The organism is Clostridium sp. (assembly GCF_050717535.1).
In the GTDB taxonomy this organism is placed as follows: domain Bacteria; phylum Bacillota; class Clostridia; order Clostridiales; family Clostridiaceae; genus Clostridium_AD.
In genome coordinates, this window is the sequence record NZ_JBOITM010000077.1 from 26,499 (window position 1) to 50,514 (window position 24,016).

Annotated in this window: 22 protein-coding genes; 12 read left to right on the plus strand and 10 right to left on the minus strand. The window is 30.3% G+C overall.

Going from position 1 to position 24,016, the window contains the following annotated elements; genetic code table 11:
- Positions 1-28: 28 nt before the first annotated feature.
- Positions 29-1,396: an MATE family efflux transporter gene (locus ACREVU_RS15040; protein ID WP_431552424.1), complete on the minus strand. Its 1,368-nt coding sequence runs from the start codon at positions 1,394-1,396 to the stop codon at positions 29-31.
- A gap of 240 nt (positions 1,397-1,636) precedes the next feature.
- Here ACREVU_RS15040 and pulA (ACREVU_RS15045) point away from each other — a divergent pair, with 240 nt between their 5' ends.
- The 4 genes from pulA (ACREVU_RS15045) to ACREVU_RS15060 all read left to right on the plus strand — a co-directional run bounded on the left by pulA (ACREVU_RS15045) (position 1,637) and on the right by ACREVU_RS15060 (position 6,876).
- The gene (gene pulA, locus ACREVU_RS15045) at positions 1,637-4,384 is read left to right on the plus strand and encodes a type I pullulanase (protein ID WP_431552425.1); all 2,748 of its coding nucleotides are present in this window, start codon (positions 1,637-1,639) and stop codon (positions 4,382-4,384) included.
- Between the two features lie 89 nt (positions 4,385-4,473).
- Entirely contained in the window at positions 4,474-5,382 is a 909-nt protein-coding gene (locus ACREVU_RS15050) for an alpha/beta hydrolase (protein WP_431552426.1), read from the plus strand.
- 142 nt (positions 5,383-5,524) lie between these two features.
- Positions 5,525-6,469 (plus strand): TRM11 family SAM-dependent methyltransferase, encoded by a 945-nt coding sequence (locus ACREVU_RS15055; protein ID WP_431552427.1) that lies wholly within the window; start codon positions 5,525-5,527, stop codon positions 6,467-6,469.
- A 101-nt stretch (positions 6,470-6,570) separates the two neighbouring features.
- Positions 6,571-6,876, plus strand: coding sequence for a hypothetical protein (locus tag ACREVU_RS15060; protein WP_431552428.1), 306 nt, complete (start codon positions 6,571-6,573; stop codon positions 6,874-6,876).
- A gap of 89 nt (positions 6,877-6,965) precedes the next feature.
- Here ACREVU_RS15060 and ACREVU_RS15065 read toward each other — a convergent pair whose 3' ends face one another.
- Positions 6,966-7,118 carry a lmo0937 family membrane protein gene (locus tag ACREVU_RS15065; protein ID WP_125001701.1) on the minus strand — a complete coding sequence of 51 codons (153 nt, stop codon included), beginning with the start codon at positions 7,116-7,118 and terminating at the stop codon, positions 6,966-6,968.
- A gap of 142 nt (positions 7,119-7,260) precedes the next feature.
- Positions 7,261-7,416 carry a lmo0937 family membrane protein gene (locus tag ACREVU_RS15070; protein ID WP_431552429.1) on the minus strand — a complete coding sequence of 52 codons (156 nt, stop codon included), beginning with the start codon at positions 7,414-7,416 and terminating at the stop codon, positions 7,261-7,263.
- 212 nt (positions 7,417-7,628) lie between these two features.
- Between ACREVU_RS15070 and ACREVU_RS15075 the strand changes: the two genes are divergently transcribed.
- The 3 genes from ACREVU_RS15075 to ACREVU_RS15085 all read left to right on the plus strand — a co-directional run bounded on the left by ACREVU_RS15075 (position 7,629) and on the right by ACREVU_RS15085 (position 9,593).
- Positions 7,629-7,952 (plus strand): hypothetical protein, encoded by a 324-nt coding sequence (locus ACREVU_RS15075; RefSeq protein ID WP_431552430.1) that lies wholly within the window; start codon positions 7,629-7,631, stop codon positions 7,950-7,952.
- 415 nt (positions 7,953-8,367) lie between these two features.
- Positions 8,368-9,234, plus strand: a complete 867-nt coding sequence (locus ACREVU_RS15080; RefSeq protein ID WP_431552431.1) for a DegV family protein — start codon at positions 8,368-8,370, stop codon at positions 9,232-9,234.
- Between the two features lie 47 nt (positions 9,235-9,281).
- Positions 9,282-9,593, plus strand: coding sequence for a hypothetical protein (locus ACREVU_RS15085; protein ID WP_431552432.1), 312 nt, complete (start codon positions 9,282-9,284; stop codon positions 9,591-9,593).
- Between the two features lie 68 nt (positions 9,594-9,661).
- Here the strand turns inward: ACREVU_RS15085 and ACREVU_RS15090 are convergent, their stop codons facing one another.
- Positions 9,662-10,900 (minus strand): MFS transporter, encoded by a 1,239-nt coding sequence (locus tag ACREVU_RS15090; protein ID WP_431552433.1) that lies wholly within the window; start codon positions 10,898-10,900, stop codon positions 9,662-9,664.
- A gap of 100 nt (positions 10,901-11,000) precedes the next feature.
- Complete coding sequence (locus tag ACREVU_RS15095; protein ID WP_431552434.1) at positions 11,001-11,384, minus strand: hypothetical protein; 384 nt, start codon at positions 11,382-11,384, stop codon at positions 11,001-11,003.
- Between the two features lie 304 nt (positions 11,385-11,688).
- On the opposite strand from ACREVU_RS15095, the gene ACREVU_RS15100 reads away from it, so the two are divergent.
- A complete protein-coding gene (locus ACREVU_RS15100; protein WP_431552435.1) occupies positions 11,689-13,698 on the plus strand; it encodes a YgiQ family radical SAM protein in 2,010 nt (669 codons plus the stop codon).
- 96 nt (positions 13,699-13,794) lie between these two features.
- On the opposite strand, the gene ACREVU_RS15105 is transcribed toward ACREVU_RS15100, so the two are convergent.
- A complete protein-coding gene (locus ACREVU_RS15105) occupies positions 13,795-13,983 on the minus strand; it encodes a hypothetical protein (RefSeq protein WP_431552436.1) in 189 nt (62 codons plus the stop codon).
- A gap of 304 nt (positions 13,984-14,287) precedes the next feature.
- Here ACREVU_RS15105 and ACREVU_RS15110 point away from each other — a divergent pair, with 304 nt between their 5' ends.
- Complete coding sequence (locus ACREVU_RS15110; RefSeq protein WP_431552437.1) at positions 14,288-14,767, plus strand: PIN domain-containing protein; 480 nt, start codon at positions 14,288-14,290, stop codon at positions 14,765-14,767.
- A gap of 50 nt (positions 14,768-14,817) precedes the next feature.
- Here the strand turns inward: ACREVU_RS15110 and ACREVU_RS15115 are convergent, their stop codons facing one another.
- From ACREVU_RS15115 to pgmB, 4 genes are all read right to left on the minus strand, one after another.
- On the minus strand, positions 14,818-15,405 hold the full coding sequence (locus ACREVU_RS15115) for a protein kinase (protein ID WP_431552438.1): 588 nt from the start codon (positions 15,403-15,405) through the stop codon (positions 14,818-14,820).
- An 85-nt stretch (positions 15,406-15,490) separates the two neighbouring features.
- A complete protein-coding gene (locus ACREVU_RS15120; protein WP_431552439.1) occupies positions 15,491-15,946 on the minus strand; it encodes a hypothetical protein in 456 nt (151 codons plus the stop codon).
- Positions 15,947-16,100: 154 nt separating this feature from the next.
- Complete coding sequence (locus ACREVU_RS15125) at positions 16,101-18,407, minus strand: family 65 glycosyl hydrolase domain-containing protein (protein ID WP_431552440.1); 2,307 nt, start codon at positions 18,405-18,407, stop codon at positions 16,101-16,103.
- Between the two features lie 115 nt (positions 18,408-18,522).
- Entirely contained in the window at positions 18,523-19,170 is a 648-nt protein-coding gene (pgmB, locus tag ACREVU_RS15130; protein WP_431552441.1) for a beta-phosphoglucomutase, read from the minus strand.
- A gap of 562 nt (positions 19,171-19,732) precedes the next feature.
- Between pgmB and ACREVU_RS15135 the strand changes: the two genes are divergently transcribed.
- The 3 genes from ACREVU_RS15135 (at position 19,733) to ACREVU_RS15145 (ending at position 23,932) form a co-directional block, all read left to right on the plus strand.
- Complete coding sequence (locus tag ACREVU_RS15135) at positions 19,733-20,731, plus strand: LacI family DNA-binding transcriptional regulator (protein ID WP_431552442.1); 999 nt, start codon at positions 19,733-19,735, stop codon at positions 20,729-20,731.
- A 99-nt stretch (positions 20,732-20,830) separates the two neighbouring features.
- Entirely contained in the window at positions 20,831-22,726 is a 1,896-nt protein-coding gene (pulA, locus tag ACREVU_RS15140; protein ID WP_431552443.1) for a type I pullulanase, read from the plus strand.
- A gap of 51 nt (positions 22,727-22,777) precedes the next feature.
- The gene (locus tag ACREVU_RS15145) at positions 22,778-23,932 is read left to right on the plus strand and encodes a metallophosphoesterase (RefSeq protein WP_431552444.1); all 1,155 of its coding nucleotides are present in this window, start codon (positions 22,778-22,780) and stop codon (positions 23,930-23,932) included.
- The last annotated feature ends 84 nt before the right edge of the window (positions 23,933-24,016 follow it).

Here is a 24,016-nt window from a genome sequence, read left to right on the forward strand (position 1 = left end):
TTATGTAAGTTACTACTGCTCTTATTTTTTAGTCATTATTTCTAATTAGACTTGTCTGCCATCCACCTTTTCTATATAGGTAATATCCGTATAGACATATAATTAAATTACTAGAGCTCATGGAAATCCATATGCCTGTCGAACCCACCGATGTAAAATATTTAAAAAGCAATATCATAGGAAGTCTTACAAACCATAATCTACTTATCTCCATATTCATGGAGTATTTTGTATGACCAGAGCCTTGAAATATTCCTTGGAATACACTAAATATACCCATTAATGGCATTGAAAAAGAAATGTATATTAAATATATGATTGCCTGAGCTATAACGTCATTATCGTCCTTAGAACGTATAAAAAAATTTACAATTGGCTTGTCTTGCCAAATCAACACAATACATCCTACAATTGAAAGGCTTATGGTAAGTTTTAAGGCCTTGGTGAAGGCTTCTTTAACGCGATCTAATTGACCTGAGCCAAGATTTTGCCCTACAATAGCTGTTAATGAAGCACCTATACCCATTGCCGGTTGCATAATAAGTGATGTAATTCTATTTACCATACCAAAGGCAGCAAGCGTTGAGGTGCCATAGGATACAATAAAACCATTAAGTATTATAAAACCAAGAGCAGAACCAGTTTGTCCAATAGCGGATGGTATGGCAATCTTAAATAGTTTCTTTAATATGTGTTTATCAAAAGTAAAATTTTTAAAGTTGGGTTTTATTTTTGAAGCGGATTTATGAAGTATGTACAATCCAGCGCTTGCAAGAAGAACTTTTGATATAATAGTAGCTACAGGAGCGCCTGCAATACCCATATTAAATTTAAATATAAATATAGGGTCTAATATAGCATTTATAATAACACTTATAGAACTTAATATAGTAGGTGTTAGAGTATTCCCTTGTGCACTCATAATTGCATTAAAACAAAAGAATAAAAATGTAAATGGCATGTCTAAAAATGTAATTTTTAAAAAAATTTCGCTATAATAAGCTAAATCGCCTTTGGCGCCCATTAGATTAATTATAATTGGGCTTAAGAAATATCCTACAAGGGAAAAGCAAATTGCGCACACAACAGAAATTGCAATAAGCTGAGACGCATAATTGGAGGCTTTATCGTATTTTGATGCACCAATAAATTGAGATAAAATTGCTGTTCCTGCAATAAATAATCCAATTCCTATAGAAATGAATAGAAACATAACTGGCCATACAAAAGATATTGCTGCAAACTGTATTGAACCTAGTTTACTTACCCAAATTCCATCAATTAAACTGTATAGAGTCTGAATTAAATTACTAAGCATTATTGGTGCTGCCAAGGTTATTATTACTTTATACATTGGACCTTGCAGTATAAGATTCTTCCTTTCGTTCATATCCATAAATTAATCCCCCATTTTAGTAAAAAATGATATAATAGTAACGACATTATATATCATATGGTTTTTAAAATAAAGTATGAAGAGTGAAATGATTAATTTATTTACACTATAATTTAAAATAAAGAGAGGTTTTATTAATTTTACGTAGAATACTTTACGTGGACTACTTTAAGACAAATACTTAGGTAGAGAAGATGGATTAATATACAATAATTTTGTTTTTTTTAGAGGAGGAAATTTATGAATTTCAAGATAAGAAGTAATAAAAGTAAGATATTGAGCATTTTTCTTGCGACAATTTTAGTTATGACAGAGTTGTTTTTGTTCGTGCCGAACGTGCAAACGTTTGCCCTAAGTGGCAAAACAAAGGTAATTATTCATTATGCTAAAACCCCAAGCAGTAATTTAAAATGGAATATGTGGTTATGGCCTGATAAAAAAGATGGAAGTGTGTTTGATTTTACTGGCAAGGATGAATTTGGTCAAGTTTGTGAAGCTGAGTTTGATGGAGACCTTAATAAAATAGGATTTAGTGTGCGCACAGACGAATGGAAAAAAGACATTACGGATGATAGATTTATTGAAAAATTCAATAAGGGTGTTGGGGAAGTTTGGCTTAAAGGAGGCGACTCTAAAGTGTACTATTCTGCAGCTGAAGCAGCTGGTAAAAAGGCTACACAGGTTTCTGGGGTGCCTGGAATTATTTTAGGTAAAACAGCTAAATTCACTAGCGCAAAATTAGATGAAATGACTAGTATAAGCATAGAAACTAATTTGGCATTCCCATTTAGCACAAGCGGAGATGAAGGAATTATAGTTAAGGGCGATGGCAAGATTTTACCCGTGAAAAAGGTTACAAGCGATGAAGTAATTGATGGGACTACAACAATTGCCAAAATAGAGCTAAGTGAAAATGTGAACCTAGGACAAAAACTTACAGTATCTAAGGTAGGTTTTGCAGAAAAAGAAGTAGTGCTTGGGGATGTAATGAAAAGTGCTAGTTTTGATAAAATGTTTTATTATGAAGGAAATGATTTAGGTAATACTTATTCTAAAAATAAAACAAGCTTTAGGGTATGGGCACCAACTGCAACAGAAGTAAAGCTTGTAGCATATAAAAATTGGAATGATAAGATTGGTATTGACACAATTATGAAAAAAGGCGAAAAAGGAACATGGACTTTTGATTTAGATGGAGATCAAAAGAATTTATTTTATACATATAAAGTTAACATTGGTGGAGTATGGAACGAGGCTGTAGATCCTTATGCTCGTTCCGTAGCTGCAAATGGAGATAAGGGTGCTGTAATCGACTTAACAGAATCAAATCCTGTAGTATGGAAGCCAAGTGAAAAGCCTAATTTTACAAATTTAAATGATGCAATTATATATGAACTACATGTAAGAGATTTTTCTATAGACAAAAACAGTGGCATGCTAAATAAGGGTAAGTTTCTAGCATTTACAGAGAAAGGAACAAAGGGGACTGATGGTACGCCTACAGGTGTTGATTATTTAAAGGATTTAGGTGTAACACACGTAGAACTTATGCCAATATTTGATTATGCTAGTGTGGATGAAACTTCAAGTAAGATACAATATAACTGGGGGTACGATCCTAAAAACTACAATTCACCTGAAGGAAGTTATTCAACTGATCCATATCACCCAGATGCGAGAGTTAAGGAATTGAAGCGTGCAATACAATCTCTTCATGACAATGGAATGAGGGTAAATATGGACGTGGTTTATAATCATATGTACAGTAGTGTTAATTCTAATTTCAATAAATTAGTACCAGGATATTTTTTTAGATACAATGAAGATGGTTCTGATTCAAATGAAAGTGGTTGTGGAAATACAATAGCTTCAGAGAATTCAATGGCAAGAAAGTTTATTGTTGATTCCGTGATGTATTGGGCAAAAGAATATAATTTAGATGGATTTAGATTTGATCTCATGGGTCTTATTGATATAAAGACAATGAATGAAGTTAGAAAAAGCCTAAGTAGTTTAAATCCATCCATACTTGTTATTGGAGAGGGGTGGAATATGGAAACTACTCTTTTAGAAGATACAAGTGCAACGCAGAAAAATGCCAGTAAAATGCCTCAAATATCAATTTTTAACGATACTATTAGAGATGGAATAAAAGGTAGTGTATTCGATGCAAAAGCTAAGGGTTTTGTTAATGGAAAGGCTAATGAAGAGATAGACATAAAAAAAGGAATAGTGGGAGGAATAGATTACTCAAGTGATATAACCACTTGGGGGAAAATAGCCCCAGTTCAATCTATTACTTATGTTGAATCCCACGATAATAACACATTATGGGATAAACTCCTTCTAACTAACCCAAAAGATACTGCTGAAACAAGATTAAAAATGCACAAAATGGCAGATTCAATGATTCTTACTTCACAAGGAATCCCGTTTTTCCAAGCGGGACAGGAATTTTTAAGAACAAAAGGTGGAAATAACAACTCCTATAAGTCCAATGATACTGTAAATAAAATTGATTGGGCATTAAAATCTAAAAACATTGACACTGTTAATTATTTCAAAGGTTTAATAAAATTAAGAGAGGCACATCCTGCCTTCAGAATGACTACGGCGGACATGATTAAGCAAAATTTGAAATTTTTAATAGTTCCTGAAAATGTGGTTGCATATGACATAGCCCACAATGCTAATATGGATACATGGTCTGACATCGTAGTTGCCTTCAATGCAAATAAAAAAGATGTAGTAGTTAAATTATCTAAAAAAGCCACTTGGAATATTGTAGTGAATGGAGAAAAAGCAGGAGTTAAAACTATAAAACAATTTAAAGGCGATAAATTAGTAGTTCCTGCATTAAGTACTATTGTAATTTATGATGCACAAGAAAATATATTTATGACATTAAGCTTTTGGATTTATACTATATTAATTTTAGCTGGAATTGCAAGCATAATATGGTTTATAAGGAACAGAAAAAAAGCATAGGATTATAACACATTGTTTTTTTTACAAGGTCTTTATATTAAAATATAAGGACCTTGTAATAGTTTATTCATTATCAAGGAGATGCTAAAATGTTAAAAATATTACTTTTTATATCAATTTTAATTATTATAGCTATTTTTATTATAGGGTGGCATTTTTCTAGTATAATTATACATCCTAAGGTTGCAAAGTATAATTATACTTATGATTATGAAGTGGAAAAAGGGGAGATTGAAGTAAAAACATTAAATGACTTGGAAAAACAAGAAGTATATATAGATTCTCAGTATGGCTATAAAATTCACGGATTTTTCTTTCCTAATAAAGATTCAAAAAAAATCATAATCTTGTGTCATGGAATAACCTGGAGTTTATATGGTTCTGTTAAATATATGGATATTTTTTTAAAAAGAGGTTTTGCTGTCTTTATTTATGATCATAGAAATCATGGCCTAAGTGGAGGAGGGGACACTTCTTTTGGGTATTATGAAAAGTTTGATCTGAGAAAATGTACAGATTGGCTATATAACAAATTAGGAAGTGATATAACGGTAGGTTTGCATGGCGAGTCTATGGGGGCTGGTACAGTTCTTCAAAATATTGCAATAGACCCACGAATTAAGTTTTGTATAGATGACTGTGGATACTCTGATGCACAAGATTTATTTAAACATAGATTAGAAAAAGATTATAATATTAGAAAATTTCCTTTGGTGAAATTAGCGAGTAAAATCAGTAAAATGAGAGTTGGATGGGATTTTAAGGATGTATCACCTATAACTACTTTATCTAAAATAGAAATACCAATATTGTTTATTCATGGTGAAGAGGATGATTATGTACCAACTTATATGTGTAAACAAATGTACTCTGTAAAAAAGGGCTATAAAGAGATATATATTGTTCCCGGTGCCGGTCATGCAGAAGCATATTGGAAGAACAAAGATAAATATGAAAAAAAAGTTGATGGATTTTTGAAAGCTATAAATATAATATAAGCTGGGATAGCTATGCAATTTCCACTGAAGTTTGAACAATTTCACAGTAGTGTGATATACTGAGACTACAAGTAAAATTATAAATAACGTACCACCTTTATTAGGGTGGTTTTTATATTGTAGAAAGGGAGGTTTTTGTTTAATGTTTCAGTTACCACAGAATGATATGAAGTATTTATACACAACAAACTATTCTAAAGATGAAGAAAGTCTATGCAAAATGGAAACAAAGTGCCTCTTTAATAAGCCTCTTGATGGAAAGCACATATTTTCTGATATTTATGTAGAGCCATCAAGAAGTCCTTTTATAAAAAAATGCATTTCCATAATGTATACTGGAGACACAATGAAGCAAATTATTGATCAAATTGTTATGGACAAACTTACTAGTACAGATTATAAGGTTGCTTATATCAATGCTGCTGATGAAATCATGGGTTTTCATGAAGGACGTAGTATTGAATTCGAAGTGGGATTTAATATACTTGGAGAAGCTGAAATGAAAAATCCTAAAATCACCTTTGGTATTACAAAAATAGATAATAAATGGATGTTTGGTGAAATTGAAAGCAATACGTCAGACTGGTTATTTCATAACAAAAAACCTTTTTCATATTCTAATGCTCTAAAGGTGAATGTTTGTAGAGCACTAGTTAACATAGCAGTAGGTAATAATCTAGATTTAAGCGTTGTAGACCCCTGTTGTGGAATCGGAACTGTACTAATTGAAGCTATTTCAATGGGAATTAACATTAGCGGGTATGAGATAAATCCCTTTATAGGTAAAAATGCCAAAACAAACCTTAGATATTTTGGATATGAAGACGTGATAACTATTGGTGACATGAATGATATTAAACATAAGTATAACGTGGCCATAGTTGATCTTCCATATGGAATATTTACACAAATTACCACAGGTGAGCAGTTAGCTATTATGGATAGTGCTCGTAGAATAGCTGATAAAATGGTGATTATTACATTTGATGACATGGAGCAGCAAATAACCTCCGTTGGGTTCAATATAGATGATAGATGTACTGTTTCTAAAGGAACCTTTATAAGACATATATTTATTTGCAGTTAACAATTCCTTGATTTGCGGTCAGCGGGTCTTGTAGAATAAGTGTGAACTGAGGACAAGCGAAAGGATTGAGTCAATAGACAAAATGCAGGGAGGGATTAATTATGGCAAAAAAAAATAGTACAAACAACAATCTTTTATATAATACCAAGGCAAATGCTTCACCACAAATATACTCTCTATTCATAAAATTAGTAAACGAGGATAAAGAAAAATTAGCACAATTAGTGATAAAAGTTGATTATTTATTAGAATATGCAAGTTCTTGCATAAAGCAAAAGGACTTTGATGGAGCTAAGGAAGGTCTAAAAATGGCTGAAAGTAGAATAGATATTTTGAAAGGCGAAAAAGTAGATACGAAACATCTAGAATATCTATATGCTGGAATAGCTAAAAAGGCAAAAATATAATGGAGTAAGCATATTTGATTACATTTAAATATGCTTACTCCATTTTTTTTATTTTAGTGTTTATTTATGTCCTTTAATTTAATAGTTTCTTACCTGATTTTTTTCCCTGAAATCCTATCTACTATAAAAACTATTGCAGCTACTATAAGTAACGTATTAATCATACCGCCGCCAATTTTAAATATAAGACCCAAAGCCCAAAAGAATACAACTATTCCGCCTAACCAACGTAAAAATCCCATATAAAACACTACCTTTCACATATGAATTTATTAACTATATGTTCCAACATTATATCAATAAACTCATATATTTACAATAAGTTAGTGCTTTCTATGATTTTAAAAAAAATGGCTAATCTTAGTCTATTTTTAGTACAATACTTTAGGAGATTCGTTTTCTTCCAAAGACCATATCTACTATGAAAACTATAGCAGCAACTACAAGCAACAGATGTATCATACTTCCTCCAATTTTGAATATAAGTCCTAAGGCCCAAAAGAATACAACTATTCCGCCTAACCAGCGTAAAAACCCCATATATTACACTACCTTTCACATATATATTTATTTGCTAGATCTATATATATTATAATAACCCCAATTTAGTTAAAATATGCGAAATGTTTTATATATAAATTAGCTCTAGTGCTAGAAGATACCGATGTAAGTATGCGGCCTTAAAAAAGTTAGTAAGTATTCTAGTTTAATTTTGTTGTATAATATAATTAAACATAGGGTAGGGTGATGAGATGTTTTTTAATAGTAAAAAGCGAAAAGAAGTAAAGGAAAACGAAGCGAGGCTTATGAGAATTAACGACTTCGAGGTAAGGTATGTAACAACTAGAGACCCATATAAATATGGTGAATCTATAATAGGAAAGAGCTGTGTAATACATATTAACGATGGTGATTTTAGCATAACTAGTGGAAATAAGATTATTTTCGCACATTCCATAGAAGGATTACAATGCTCTGAATTATTAAGTCAAGAAGGAGTAATACTCACTTATGTTGAGGATAAAACTGGAGAAAATATAGAGGTTATGGCTTATTATAAGTACCATAGAAAATAAATAGAATAAGGATAGCAAAAGCGATGAAATAGAAAACGTAAATAGCAATGCATCACAGTCAACCATATAGTTCATCTAAGGCATCATAGCAGTCACAGGAATACGAATTATGATGTTAATGTTAAGCTCTGTGACCACGTTGACTAGCACTGTTATTATACCTATGGAATTTTAACATTCACGTACCATCGCCCAAAAATCAAGTTATTGTTCAAGCAATAACTGATAGAACTCGAAAAACTCTATATGTATTCCAACCAATTTAAAAACCTGGAATCAATTTATATGTTTTAATTATAGACATATAAGGATATAATATTATTAACTTGTAAATTAATGAAAGATTAAGGTAAATTGATATAGTTTGTAGTTATTTTAAATAATAAAATTTTCATTGTAGAAAGGTGAAGTTAAAATGAGTAAAATTGCACTTATTACGGACAGTACTTCAGATGTTGATAAGGAAATGATCCAAAAGTATGACCTAAAAGTACTTCCTCTAAGAATAATATATAAAGATAAAGAGTACATTGACAGAGTAACTATTACCCCAAAAGAGGTATATGATAATTTTGTATATGAAATTCCCTCAACGTCATTACCTTCAATGCAGGATATGGAAGACATGTATCTAAAGCTTGAGAAAGAGGGTTATACTCATGCAATAGCTGTTATTATATCTTCAAATTTATCAGGCACATACAATACATTGAGATTGGTAAGTGAAGGCCATTCATCTATAAATACCTGCGTTTTTGATTCTAAATCTCTAACTATTGGTGAAGCAGCCATTGTTGAAGAATGTGGAGAAATGATAAAAGACGGGAAAACTTTTGAGCAAATTGTAGAAGATCTTCCTGAAATACAAAGTAGAGTTACGGTTTATTATGCAGTGGATACTCTTAAATATCTAATCAAAGGCGGGAGAATCGGAAAAGTTTCCGGTACTATTGGTGAAATATTAAATATAAAACCTATAATTTCCATTAATAACGAGGGTGTATACTATACTTATGCAAAGGCAAAGGGGAAAAAGAAAGCCATAAGCAAGCTAGTAGATATAGCACGAGAGGCTCTTGAGCTAAATCCTTGTAAAATTTGGGTTATGCATGGGGGTGCTTATGAAGAGGTGAAGGCTTTTTCTGAAACAATTGCGGCACTTCCCAACATTACGAGATTATCATTTGGAGAAATAAGCCCAGTAGCGGGAGTTCATACGGGCCCTGGTTTACTTGGGATTATTGTAGTAAAAGACCCCGTGAAAAAAACAAACAATATATAACTTTAATAAAAATATGTCTAAAAAAGAAAATATTAAGGAGTGTCCTAATGAAAATTGAAGATATAATGTCAGGAGATTTTTCTGAATATCCTGAAGATACACAAAAAATTATGAAAGAATATACTGAAAATCTACGAGAAGCTATAAAACAAGAATTAATAAAGGATATATCCTTTAACATGCTTAAGGATATAGATAAAAGTAAGGATTATTTCATGAATGTTCTAACCGATATATTGGATAATGGGTATAAAGGTCTAAATAAAATGTCTACTCGGTCACTTATAGATAAATATTTGGAAAAGAAAAATGAACAAGATTTTTTTCTTTTATTAGAAAAAGTTAATGAACAAGACTAATACTAAAATATCTTTGGAATTATCTATACAAAAGCCATAAATCTTTTGATTTAATGGCCTTTTGTAGTTTAATAAATTCTTATTTTTAAAGACAAAAACAAATTAATAGCAGCAATGAATGCGGCAACAATAAAAACATATTGGTATCCCATAGTTGTCCATAATATACCGCCTACAAAAGGTATTGACATAGCAATTACATGATCAAAACTGGTACCTGCAGAAAGAGTAGGGATAACATCCTCAGGGCATATAGCAATTTTTTTTATATATGTAGACCTTGCCATTTCTACTACACTTAGTGAATTATCTATAACATAGCAGGCTGCAATAATAACTACAGCAATACTTGGAGATGCTAAATAATCTGCAAAGGAATACCCCATACAAATTACTATAAGAACTATTGCTTCTAGTGAAAGAACAAATCTTTCACCTTTTTTGTCTATAGCATTGCCAACAATGGTCCTTGTGAAAATGCTTAATACAGCTATTATTAATCCGAGTATTGCGAAAGTAGGAGGATCAACATTGTACTCTTTAATAAGTACCCAGGGTGCAAAGGTTAAAAAAATCTGCTTTCTTGCACCATTAACTACACTAAGACAATAATATAGTGTATATTTTTTCTTGAAAACAAGAGTTACCTTTTGTTTTTTAGGCTTTTTAGATTTCATTAGTCCAAGAAAAAAAGCAGCGAAAATGTAAAATACTGAGGCTAGCACAAAGGCTATTTGATAGGTAAGATTAAAGTACTTAAATCCAAACCACACAATTGCGTAGCCAACAATAGTTGCAATTAAGTTATATGCACTATATCTTCCTAGTCTTGCACCGTAATTTCCATGTTCAGAAAGATTCATTCCTATGCCAGCAGATAATGGCATAAAAATATGTGTACCAAGGCTTAGTAACATCATCCATAAAAGCATAGATGCAAAAGAGGGAGAAAACAAACCTAGACCAAGCATTCCTAGTGCAGCAAATATCATCCCTACTATTGCTATTTTTATGTCACCAAGAAATGCTAGTACTCCGAGTACTACAACTATTAAAGCTCCTGGTAACTCACGAGGAAATTCTACAATACCTCTAGCAGAAGCTGTTAATTTATATGTATCGCTTAAAAAATTATTAAACACAGTTGTGTTAATACCACTTGCTATTCCAGTAAAAAGTCCTACTATTAAAAATAACTTAAAATCTCTATCGTTATTGAATTTGCTACATAAGTTTAAAAATTTTTCTTTCAACTTTTGTTTTTTTACTAACTTATCATCATTAAGTTTTTTTTCACTATCTATCAACCTTATAACCCCCCATTCATTCTAACTGGATTAAGTATATTATAAAAAATATTAGAATTCAATAAATAACATTATTTAATAGAAAGTCAAATTAAGATGACTAGTAATTAATAACTATTTCTCCACTTAGAATTGTATCTTTAGCATCAGTCCAAGTAGCTTCAATTAAAAGATTTGTTTTTAATCCTGTTTTATAATTAAATGAAATCTCTTTATCATGGACCATATGATAGTTCTCGTAAACAGTCAAATTTTTGTTGGCTTTGTCTCTAATAATAATTGTCCAAGTTCCATTTTGAGGTTGATAAATTTTAGCGGTAATAGTTAAGGTGGACCAAAAGGTATTACTAACTCCGGTTTCATAAAACCCTTTTCCATTGTAAATATTCATTGTGAAACTTTGTTGAATACTATCATTATTTGTTACAGCCTCTTCACTAGATTCTGAAATTTTATTTTTTATACTATTTACAAATTTTTTCATGAATTTTCTCCTTATTTATTATTTTCTAGCAAATTTTAAAAAATAAAATACTAAGCTTTTTTTAAAAAAGTTTATTATGTTCTTATTATATGTAAGTATAGACGAAATGTTATTCTTATAAAAATGCTTTTTCTACAAAAGTACAGTTAATAATTACTTATAATATTAAGTGAAATATAGTTCATATAAAATAAGGTAAATATTAAAATTAATATTTTGAAAGAAATAAATCGTAAAGAATGCTATAATTATATTTTGAATTAAATATCGAGATTTAAGATTAAAGTAAAAGAAGGTGGAAATAATGACGGATAATAAATATTTACCAATTAGTATGAGTGATATTATAGATAGAGGTTGGACTGAGTTAGATTTTATTATAGTTACTGGTGATGCATATGTAGATCATCATAGTTTTGGAACAGCAATAATTTCAAGAGTTCTAGAAAGCGAGGGCTATAAAGTAGGAATAATAGCTCAACCTGATTGGAAGGATACAGAAGACTTCAAGAAACTTGGCAAACCAAGGCTAGGATTCTTAGTTAATGCTGGTAATATGGATTCTATGGTTAATCATTATACCGTAAGCAAGAAAGTAAGAGAAAAAGATTTGTATTCTCCTGGTGCAAAGATGGGCCTTAGGCCTGACAGAGCAACAATAGTATACTGCAATAAAATAAGAGAAGCATATAAAGGTATTCCTCTTATTATTGGAGGAATAGAGGCAAGTTTAAGACGGTTTGCACATTATGATTATTGGAGTGACAAGGTAAGAAAGTCTATGCTAATAGATAGTGGAGCGGATTTACTAATATTTGGCATGGGAGAGAAACAAGTTGTTAACGTTGCAAATAAATTAAATGAAGGTATAGATATAAAAGACATTACTGGCATTCTTGGAACTTGTTATGTAACAGAGAATATAGAAAATATAGGTGACCATGTTGAAATAGCATCTTATAAGGAAGTTTGCAATGATAAGAAAAAATATGCAGAGGCTTTTAAAATACAGTATGATGAGCAAGACCCTATTAGGGGTGGTGTTATAGTACAAAAGCATACTAATAAGTATCTTGTACAAAACAAACCAGAAATGCCTCTTACTAGGGAAGAATTAGATGTTGTTTATGGTTTGCCCTACCAAAGAAATTATCATCCTATGTATGAAAAGCTTGGTGGAATTCCAGCTATAGAGGAAGTTCAGTTCAGTTTAGTTAGTTCAAGAGGATGTTTTGGTAGCTGTGCTTTTTGCGCCATAACCTTTCATCAAGGTAGAATTGTGCAAAGTAGAAGTGAAAAATCGTTAATTGATGAAGCGGTAGAAATTACAAAATTAAAGGGATATAAAGGATATATCCATGATGTAGGAGGGCCTACTGCCAATTTTAGAAAGCCGGCATGCGATAAACAATTAAAAGTAGGTGCTTGCAAAGATAAGCAATGTTTACATCCTGCCCCATGCAAAAATTTAAATGTTGATCATATGGAGTATTTAAACGTACTTCGATCGCTTAGAGAATTACCAAATGTTAAAAGAGTTTTTGTACGTTCAGGATTACGTTATGACTATATTATGGCAGACAAAAATGATACCTTCTTTAATGAACTTATTGAGCACCATGTTAGTGGTCAGCTAAAAGTTGCACCAGAGCATGTTTCTCACAAAGTTTTAAAATTCATGGGCAAACCAGCTGGGAAAACTTATGATAAATTCAGAGAAAAATTTTATAAGGCTACTGAAAAAATAGGAAAGAAACAATATCTTATTCCTTATTTAATGTCTAGCCACCCAGGATGCAACATGAGTTCAGCTGTAGAACTAGCTGAATATCTTAGGGATACTAATTATCAACCTGAACAAGTTCAAGATTTTTATCCAACCCCTGGAACACCATCAACAACCATGTTTTATACAGGGCTTGATCCAGAAACACTACAAGAAGTTCATGTACCTAAAACAAAGCATGAAAAAGCTATGCAAAGAGCATTGCTTCAATATAGAGATCCTATGAAATATGATTTAGTATATTCAGCCTTAATAGAAGCAAACAGGGAAGATTTAATTGGTTACGGACCTAAGTGTTTAATAAAACCAAGGGGTCAAAAAAATATGGAACATTTAAATACATCAAATACAAAACCAAAACAGCAAAAGGGCAGAGAAAAAGGAAAAACTGTAAAAAGTAAGCCTAAAGATAATTCTGTAGATAAAAACTATACAAAGAAAAACAAACCTACAATAGCTGGGAATAAGGTAACTTTTGGAAGCAGACAGGAAAACAAAAATAAAGCAAAAAACAATAAAAGAAAATAGTGTACTATAATAAATACCTACATCCATGTCATGGATGTAGGTATTTATTAATTTAAAGTAGCAAATCACTATTCCTTTAAAATAATTGGAATCTTACTATACCTCAACTTTAACTATTTTGTTAATACCTTCTTCTTCTACTAGTTCACTTTTGCTGATGCCTTTTCTAAAATATCTAATTTGTTTATATTTAACTTTGTTCATCTCAAAATCTAAAACATCGATTCTATCGCCTTTATAAATAACAGCTTCTTTACTACCTTTTAAAAACACGTGTACTTCCATAATTTTATTTTTAGCCGCAAAGCAGCTACTCCTTTCATTTCATAATGCTAAAAAAGCATATACTAGTATCTAATTTATTATGTCTCTAAATTATAATGCCATTGCTTATATTTATCAAGGTGAAATTCCTAAGAAATTTAATAATAGTTAACCATTTATTTATTAGTGAATATAATATTAATAAATAATAGTAGGTGATTAAAATGTACATTAAGAGTATTTTAAAATTAATGGGAAGAATAGAAATGAAAATATCTTTTTATTGAAGATCTAATATAGATTTATTCTAAAAGGAGATAACAAAATGATTTATAAAGAGTATTTATTGGATACTAATATTGTAATAAAAGTGTGGAATAAATATCCTACCTTGTTGGATTCTATTGAAAATATTGATTTTATTGATTTTAAAATTTCTGAAGATATTGCAGGAGAATTATCCGTGAAAGAGTATGTAAAATTTAAGGAAGAATTTGTACTCTCAAATAAGTTTTTAAAATTATTAGGGCATATTATTACCAATAGCAGTCTTAATTTAAACGAAGAGAGCATACAAAATGATTTCATTAAATATGAAAAGAATAAAAATATATATTTTGTAAATGGAGATAAAATTTCTATTAATGACTTTAGTCTAATTGATTTATGTGAAAAGAATAAAGAATATACACTTGTTACGGAAGATAAAAGAATGCTGCGAAGTGCAAAAATTATATTAGATTCTTCAAGGGTTTTAAACTTTCAAGAATTCTTAGATGAGTTAAAGGAGCTAAATGTTTTATAATATTCCAACAGAATAAGAGGCTGTAAACTATTAAATTACAGCCTCTTATACTATTTAAGATTATTTTCTAAATATTGTTTAAAACTAGAATCCCATAATTCATAAAACTCAGTATCAATCTCACTAACTACTAATAAAAATTGGTCCAATACACCTAAATTGTTTAAACCTTTCATTAGATGTCGGGGGTAATTTACTTTTTTTGAATAATTATTTTTAGGATCGATTACTGTAATTGAAAAATCTTCTTTTAAGTACAAATCTTTACACCTAATATCTACCCTTTTAAAATTAAGCTTCTTAAATTCTCTAATAAGGTCCACTAGATTATGTGAAATTTCTTTGGTGATACCATGTTTCTTGATATACTTATCTAGCCGCTCTCCATTTGCTAAATCTCGTACGATGTAGTAATCTCCATGTTCATAAACTTTAGGGAAATATTTGCTCTTTCTAGTTTTCATAAAAATACTATATTCTTTGCCACAGATTTTTTTATCTTTGAAAATCTTAATTACTCTTTGGTTAGGGAGCAAATATACTATTCCATTATGACCAGACCCTAAAAATTCTGATGTTCTAATCATTTTTTCTACTCTACTATTTAACCTAATATAATAATTACCGTCTTCATTCATTTTATCATCTTCTTTATAGTTATATTACTATATTATATGATGAAAATTTGTAAGTATTTCTTATATATAAAAAAAAGTGTAAAAACTACTTTTTTTCTAAATAAGTTTTATTATCCAACGCCATTTTTATTGCATCCTTAATATTACTTATAAATTTGTTTTTGTAAGAAATAAAGCTTCTTCCATCTTGAATTATTTTACCAGTATTTTGAGGGGGTTCTTTAATCTTAAAAACAATACTATTAAGAGCTTCAAGTCTTTTAATTAATTCAGCATTATATTTTTGGAATTCATCTACTGAACTACTAGCACTTTCTTGTGCACTATTTAAATTAATTAAGGTTTCAGAATATTGGAGTCCTTTAAATATACCCTTATAATAGGATAATTCAATAAAATCGCGAGTTCTAGGGGACGTAGTTTGTTTTAGTAATGATTCTATGTAGAAATCTTCCATTTCTTCCTTCTTAAAGCCACTTTTAACTGCTCTATTCATAATTCTATCGGCTATTGCTTTAATTTTGATATTAGTAAAAGTCATAATTACCCTCCATTGATTAATTCATCTTGTGTTTATATTAATTAACAATAACGTAAACCACTCTAATCTTATCAAAATAAGTGCCATGAGTAAACAGTAAAAGCCTTAGCAATTAAAATATATGCTAAGGCTTTTGGTATATATATAAGATATATTATATTTTAATTTCTAATAAACCATTCCCATTTAGCTTATAATCTTTTTTATACACTAATAAATCTACTGCTACGTTCTTCTCATTTTGTATTTGAAGAAGGCCCGCATTAAATTTAATGTTCAGAAGTGCACCTCTAAAAGTTATTTTAAAGGAGCACGATTTCCAGTGCTCTGGAATAATTGGATTTAAGATTAGTTTATTATCTATAACTCTAAGTCCTCCAAAACCATGTACTACTGCCATCCATGTACCTGCCATACTTGTGGAATGACAACCATCCTTTGTGTCATTGTTATAATTGTCAAGATCAAGTCTGGATGTCCTTAAATACATTTCATAAGCTTTATCATAATTACCTATTTTTGCAGCCAAAATAGTATGAATGCAAGGGGATAAGGAGGATTCGTGAACTGTTCGTTGTTCGTAGAAATCGAAATTCTTTTTAATTGTATCAGTATCATAATCCTGTTCAAATAAGTAAATGCCTTGAAGTACATCTGCTTGTTTGATAAAGCAAGACCGTAATATTCTATCCCATGACCATTTTTGATTTATTGGCAGATTATTTTTATCCAGGTCCTTTACTAATATCTGTTCTTTATCCATATATCCATCTTGTTGAAGGAAAATCCCAAGTTCCTTATCATATGGATAGTACATATTTTCAATAATATTCTTCCAAGTAATCATTTCATCGTCCTTAAAATTAAGCTTTTTCTTAAGCTCGCTTAATCTTTCAGGCTCATTTTTATTTAGATAATTTATAACCTTTAATGTATATTCTAAAGTCCAAGTAGCAATTCGATTGGTATACCAGTTATTATTTACATTGTTCTCATATTCATTAGGTCCAGTAACACCTAGAATCACATACTTATTTTTACATTTAGAGAAAGTCGCTCTTTGAGCCCAAAATCTTGATATGGCTGCAAGTACCTCAAAACTAAATTCACCAAGGCAAGACTTGTCTCCAGTATAGTTAACGTAATTATATGTAGCATAAGCTATGGCTCCATTTCTGTGAATTTCTTCAAAGGTTATTTCCCACTCATTATGACATTCCTCGCCATTCATTGTTACCATTGGATACAATGCTGCTCCATTTGTAAATCCTAACTTCTCAGCATTCTCTATGGCTTTGTCTAACTGTTTATATCTATATAATAACAGATTCCTTGAAACTTTTTCCTCAGAAGTACTTAGGTAGAAGGGGATGCAGTAAGCTTCAGTATCCCAGTATGTGCTTCCACCATATTTTTCACCAGTGAAACCTTTTGGTCCTATATTTAGTCTATGATCTTCCCCGGTATAGGTCTGATTTAATTGAAATATATTAAATCGAATACCTTGTTGTGCAGAAATATCACCTTGTATAACTATATCGCTTTCCTTCCACTTTTCTTTCCAAGCATCAGCTTGCTCTTTTAATAACATTTCAAATCCGTCTTTTTTAGCTTGGCTAGAAAGTTCTTTTGTTATTTCGATTAATTTGGATATATCATAATATCTTGATGAAGTATTAGCCACATATTTATAAATTACAACTTCGTCATTTTCTTCACAATTAACTAAAGCGGTACTGGCAACATATTTTTCACTTTGATTTAGTGCTATAGCAGGTTTAATTATTTTATCATTCACAGTTATTTCATAGTTCATATATGTGCAGATATGAAAATCTAATTTTTTGGTTTTTAATAGCAAATATCCTGCGTAAGGATTAATTTCTTTGGAAATCTCATCCCAAAACTTTTCATCATAATTGGAATCAAAGTTTATAACATCTCCATCAAGGTAAGGTGTTAATTCTAATTTGCCACTAAAATTCAATGGCTTTATAGAATACTTTATTACTCCTATTTCCCCACGAATCATACTAATAAATCTTTTAGCATTTACTTCAATCTTATTACCATTTGAAAGTGTAGCTTTAAAACTTCTTTGTAAATAACCCTTTTGCATATTCAAAACTCTTTCAAATTCTATTACAGTGCATTTAGCAAGATCTAAAGAAACGTCATTAATTTTAATGTTAATACCAATCCAATTTGTTGAGTTTAAAACCTTAGCAAAATATTCTGGATATCCATTTTTCCACCAACCTACTCTTGTTTTGTCTGGATAATAAACACCAGCTATATAATTCCCCTGTAAAGATGAACCACTATATTCTTCCTCAAAATTTGCTCTTTGTCCCATATAACCGTTTCCTAAGCTAAATATACTTTCAGATATTTCATTTTTATCTGCATTAAATCCTTGCTCAATAATATTCCATTCATCTAATTTATAATAGTGTTCCATTAAAACCCTCCTGTTGTTCTATGGGGTACAAAACAATTATTAATTGTTTTTCCTCCTAGTTATTCTACTGATTAATTAATAATTATTAATTAACAATTATTAATTAATCTGCTTGTTATAGTTCTAATTTATCAAAAGTCATATTATTAAATCCTGAAAGGACTAAATGAGCTTTTCTCAATACATCTTTAGAACCTATTCCAACACAATACATTCCTGCATTAATGGCAGCTTCAACTCCGGCTTCAGCATCTTCAAAAACAATACACTGACTTGGCAATACTTTAAGAGCCTGCGCACCTTTTAAGAAAACTTCTGGGTTTGGTTTTGCTTTAGACACTTTTGTGCCATCAATTATGGCATCAAAGTAATCCGTTAGATTTAACTTGTCAAGAATAAGCATAGAATTCTTACTTGCAGAACCTAATGCTACTTTTATGCCATTATCCTTCACACTTTTTAAAAAGCCAATAACCCCAGGTAAAATATCATCAGGAGTTAATTTGGAAATATATTCAACATACCAATTGTTCTTCTTTTGTGCCAGTTCAATTTTTGTATCATCATTCAATGTAATATTACCTATCTCCAATATGATTTGCAATGACTGCATTCTGCTTACACCTTTTAACCTCTCATTGTCTTGAAGCGAAAAATCAATATTAAGTTCTTCTGCTAATCTCCTCCATGCTAAATAATGATATTTTGCCGTATCAACTAATACTCCATCTAAATCAAAAATAAATGCTTTAATGTTGTGCATAGCGTCCTCCTTTATATTTATGTAAATTACTATAGTAATAAAAGTCATTACTTAATGGTTTTGAATAAAATGTTTTGGCCTTATACATAGAATTTAAAATTATAATTCCACGGAATAAAAATATTAACAAAACAAATTAACCCTACTTTAATATAATAATATAAAAAACATGATTTGTGAATGCGTTTGCACAAAATAATTTCTATTATTTTTTATTAGTGAAAACCTTGTCTCATTAAAAACAAATTAGTATGCATTCAATGATTTCAGTGGTGCATCAAAAAAACGTGAGAAAAGTAGATATAATAACAAAAGTAAAACAATATTTTATTGACAGAAGATTAATCAAAAGATTATAATTAAGTTGAATAATTTTGCAATCGGTTGCACAATGGAATCCTAATAAGTTTAAATATAGTTAGGCATATTTCAAAAAAAATTATTGTGTCACTTTTTTATCCCATATTATGTCTAGTATTTATATAAGCTATCCTTGCACAAAATTACATTTAATAATATAATTAGTATACAACATTTTTAGAAAGTAGGAAGTGAAGTTTTCATGTCAGTAACTATAAGAGAAGTAGCAAAGCTTGCAAATGTATCACCATCTACAGTTTCAAGAGTAATTGCGGATAATCCTAAAATTAGTGATGCTACAAAACAAAAGGTTTATAAGGCAATGAAGGAAATAAATTATCATCCTAATGCAATAGCTAGGAGTCTTGTTAGTAAAACAACAAAAACTATAGGACTTATTTTACCTAACACAGATGAAGATTTATTTGTTAACCCATTTTTCATTCAAATTATGAGAGGCATAAGTCATTATGCTCAAAAAAAAGGATATTATATTATGTATACCTACAGTAATAATGAAGATCAAGAAGTAGAATATATAGCAAGTTTAATGAATAGTAGAAGAGTTGACGGTATTATTTTACCAGTAGTAAGGAAGAATGATAAATGTATCGCATATTTAAAAGAATCAGATTATCCTTTTGTAGTAATTGGTAAACCAGAAGATACTGAAGGGCTTTTATGGGTTGATAATGATAATTTTCATGCAATGTACAGTGTTGTTAATTACCTTATACAAAAGGGTGAGAGAAAAATTGCATTTATAGGTGGATCACCTACGCTTAATGTTACTATAAATAGATTAGAAGGTTATAAAAAAGCAATGGAGAATATTGGTGTTAAAATAGATGAAAATATGATTCAAGTAGCAGAATTTACAGAAGCTAGCGGCTATGATGCTATGAAAAAGATTTTGGAAAACTCAAATCCTACAGCAGTTGTCACTACTGATGATTTGATTGCCTTTGGCGCATCTAAAGCAATAAATGAAATGTCACAAAATAACATCTCAATTGTTGGTTTTAATAATACCCCATTAACTGCTTATAGAAACCCGTCACTATCCTCAGTGGATATTAATTCTGAAGAATTAGGTTATTTTGCAGTTAAACTATTAATTAATAAATTGGAAAATGAAAAGGAATATATAACTAATTATATTATTGATACAAAATTAGTTGAAAGAGAATCAACTAAATAACTCTAGGTTTCTAGAGTTATTTTTTAAGTGCACTTGCATAGTATGAATAGAAAGCTCTTACTATATTTTTTTATTATTTTTAAGGAGAGAGATTAGATAATGGATGAAGTATTAGAAAGCAACAACTTCACTTATAATGGGAATGATTTAGGTGCAGTTTATACTACTCATGGCACTACTTTTAAAGTTTGGGCACCTAATGCGGAAGAAATTTCAGTAGTTGTGTATGAGACTTTCAATGCTGAGATAAAGCAAAAACATGTCATGAATAAAGGGGAAAAAGGGCTTTGGTTTCTTACTCTTCATGGTGATTTTAAAAATAAGTATTATAATTATTTAGTAACAAATTCTGGGATAGAAAAGGAAACACAAGATATATATGCCAAAGCTGCAAATGCCAATGGTAAAAAGGGTATGATTGTGGATTTTAATTCTATAAATCCACACAATTGGAAAAATCATAAAAGACCTCTACCAATTAATAGAACTGAGCTAGTAATTTATGAACTTCATGTTAGAGATTTTTCAGTATCAGAAGACTCAGGAATTAAAAACAAAGGAAAATATTTAGCTTTTACTGAAAAAAACACTAAAACCTCTAAAGGTGTTGTTACAGGACTGGACCACCTTAAAGATCTTGGAATAACTCATGTTCATCTATTACCTGTTTATGATTTTGCAACTGTGGATGAAACGGTAGGTGGATATAATTGGGGATATGATCCTTATTTATTTAATGTTCCCGAGGGTTCTTATGCTACGGATGCCCAAGATGGCACAGTAAGAATTAGAGAGTTTAAAACTATGATTCAAACACTACATGAAAATGGTATCTGCGTAATCATGGATGTTGTATATAATCACACTTTTGATTTTGAAAATTCACCAATGGAAGTCACAGTTCCAGGATATTATTATAGAAGAGATTGTAACGGAAATTATACTAATGGTTCTGGTTGTGGTAATGAAACTGCTTCAGAGAGACCTATGATGAGAAAATTCATTGTAGATAGTATCGCATTTTGGGCAGAGGAATATAAAATAGATGGATTTAGGTTTGATTTAATGGCTCTTCATGATATTGATACAATGAAAGAGGTTATTAAGCAAGCAAAAATTATTAACCCTAATATTGTTATTTATGGTGAACCATGGACAGGTGGCCCATCTTCATTACCATCATCGTTACAACTATTAAAAGGTAGCCAAAAAGGTATGCAGGTATCACTCTTTAATGATGCTTTGAGAAATTCCATAAAGGGAGACAATGACGGTAGCCAGGTGGGATTTGTAAATGGCGGAGTAGGTTTTGAACTAGAAGTGAAAAAAGGAATTGTTGGTGGTATTAAATATAATGACAAAATATATGATTTCGCGAAAGAACCTGGAGAATCCATAAATTATGTAAGTGCTCATGATAATTTATGTTTATATGATAAATTTGAAAAAAGCAATCCTAATAATACGCCTTTAGAAAGAGAAAAAATGAATAGATTGGCTTTATCTATAATACTTACTTCTCAAGGAATACCTTTTATTCAAGGTGGGACGGAAATATTAAGGACTAAGCAAGGAAATCATAATAGCTATAATGCTGGTGATACTGTGAATGAAATATGTTGGAATAGGAAATCTGAGTTTACAGAAACTTATGAATATATAAAGGGTTTAATTGCATTAAGGAAAAGCCAAAAAGTTATGACCTTAGACAATGCTTATGAGGTAAGAAAGTCTTTAGTATTTCTTGATGCACCTTGTAATTGTATAGCTTATGAGTTAACATCTACCTTCAAAAACGAGTATAATAAATTAATTATAGTTCATAATGCTAACAATAAAGATATAAAAGTACTTTTACCAGATTGTTATGATTGGAGAGTTTTAGCCAATGAATATGAAGTTGACAAAGCGGGTGTAAATAAAGGACCTAAGACTTGTGTTAATGAAGTAAGTGTGCCACCTATTTCTACTTATATATTATGTAGAGGGTGTTAAAACACTATAGGATAACCTGGAAATATTTAAGTTTGGAGGACATAGAAACAAATGATTTATTTTCAAATATTTTTTTCTTTCTTAATATTTATAGCTGCCAACATTTATGTTGGTAAAAAAGGGTGGTTACTTATAAACACAGTAATACCTAAAATTAGTATTTATTTATATTGGGCAATGTTTGTTTTTATTGCGTTGTCTTTTATAATAGCGAGACTTAGTAAGGATAAAGCACCACATTTTGTTGAAAAATTTCTTAACATTTTAGGAGGATACTGGCTTGCAGCATTTTTATATTTTATAATATTATTAGGAGTTATTGATATTGTAAAATTAATTTTAGGTATTAAAAATTTTTCATTTCTAAGTACCAAGGTTTTGCAAAAAATATATTTTATGTCTAATATAGGAGCGATTATCATTGTAGCTGTTTTGCTAATATATGGAACCTACAATGCCACAAATATTAAAACAACTAAGTATACAATAAAAATCAACAAGGATGCAGGCTCATTAAAAAAGCTAAATATCATTATGCTTTCAGATTTGCACCTTGGTGACATTGTGGATAAACAGAGACTTTCAAAGATGGTAATCAAAATAAACGAATTAAACCCAGATATTGTAATATTTGCTGGAGATATTATTGATGATTATATAGAGCCATTTATAGATCAAGACATGGGATCAGAATTCAAAAAAATACAATCTAAATACGGTGTTTATGCTACTTTTGGTAATCATGAGTATTATGGAGGTTCAATAGATAAGATTGCTTATGAATATGAAAATTCCGCTGGTTTTAATTTGTTAAGGGATAAAACGGTAAAAATTAATGATAGTTTTTATATTGTGGGCAGAGAGGATTTATCTTATGAGAGATACAGTAAAACAAAACGAAAAAAAATAGAAGAGCTACTTAAAGGTGCAGATAAAAGTTTACCTGTTATTATAATTGATCATCAACCAGTAAAATTTAGTGAGGGAGAAGCAGCGGGGGTTGACCTGCAATTTTCAGGCCATACCCATGGAGGTCAATTACTACCAGCTAATATTGTAACTAAAAAGTTATTTGAAAATGATTTTGGATTACTTACAAAGGGAACTTATAATGTTGTGGTATCCAGCGGGGTTGGAACTTGGGGACCTCCTATAAGAATAGGAACATCCTCAGAAATTGTTCAAGTAGAACTAGAGTTTAAATAATTAAATTACTTATATAACTGACTTAAAATAGAAAAACCTGCACTCATAAGAGATGCAGGTTTTTCTATTTTATTTTAATTAATA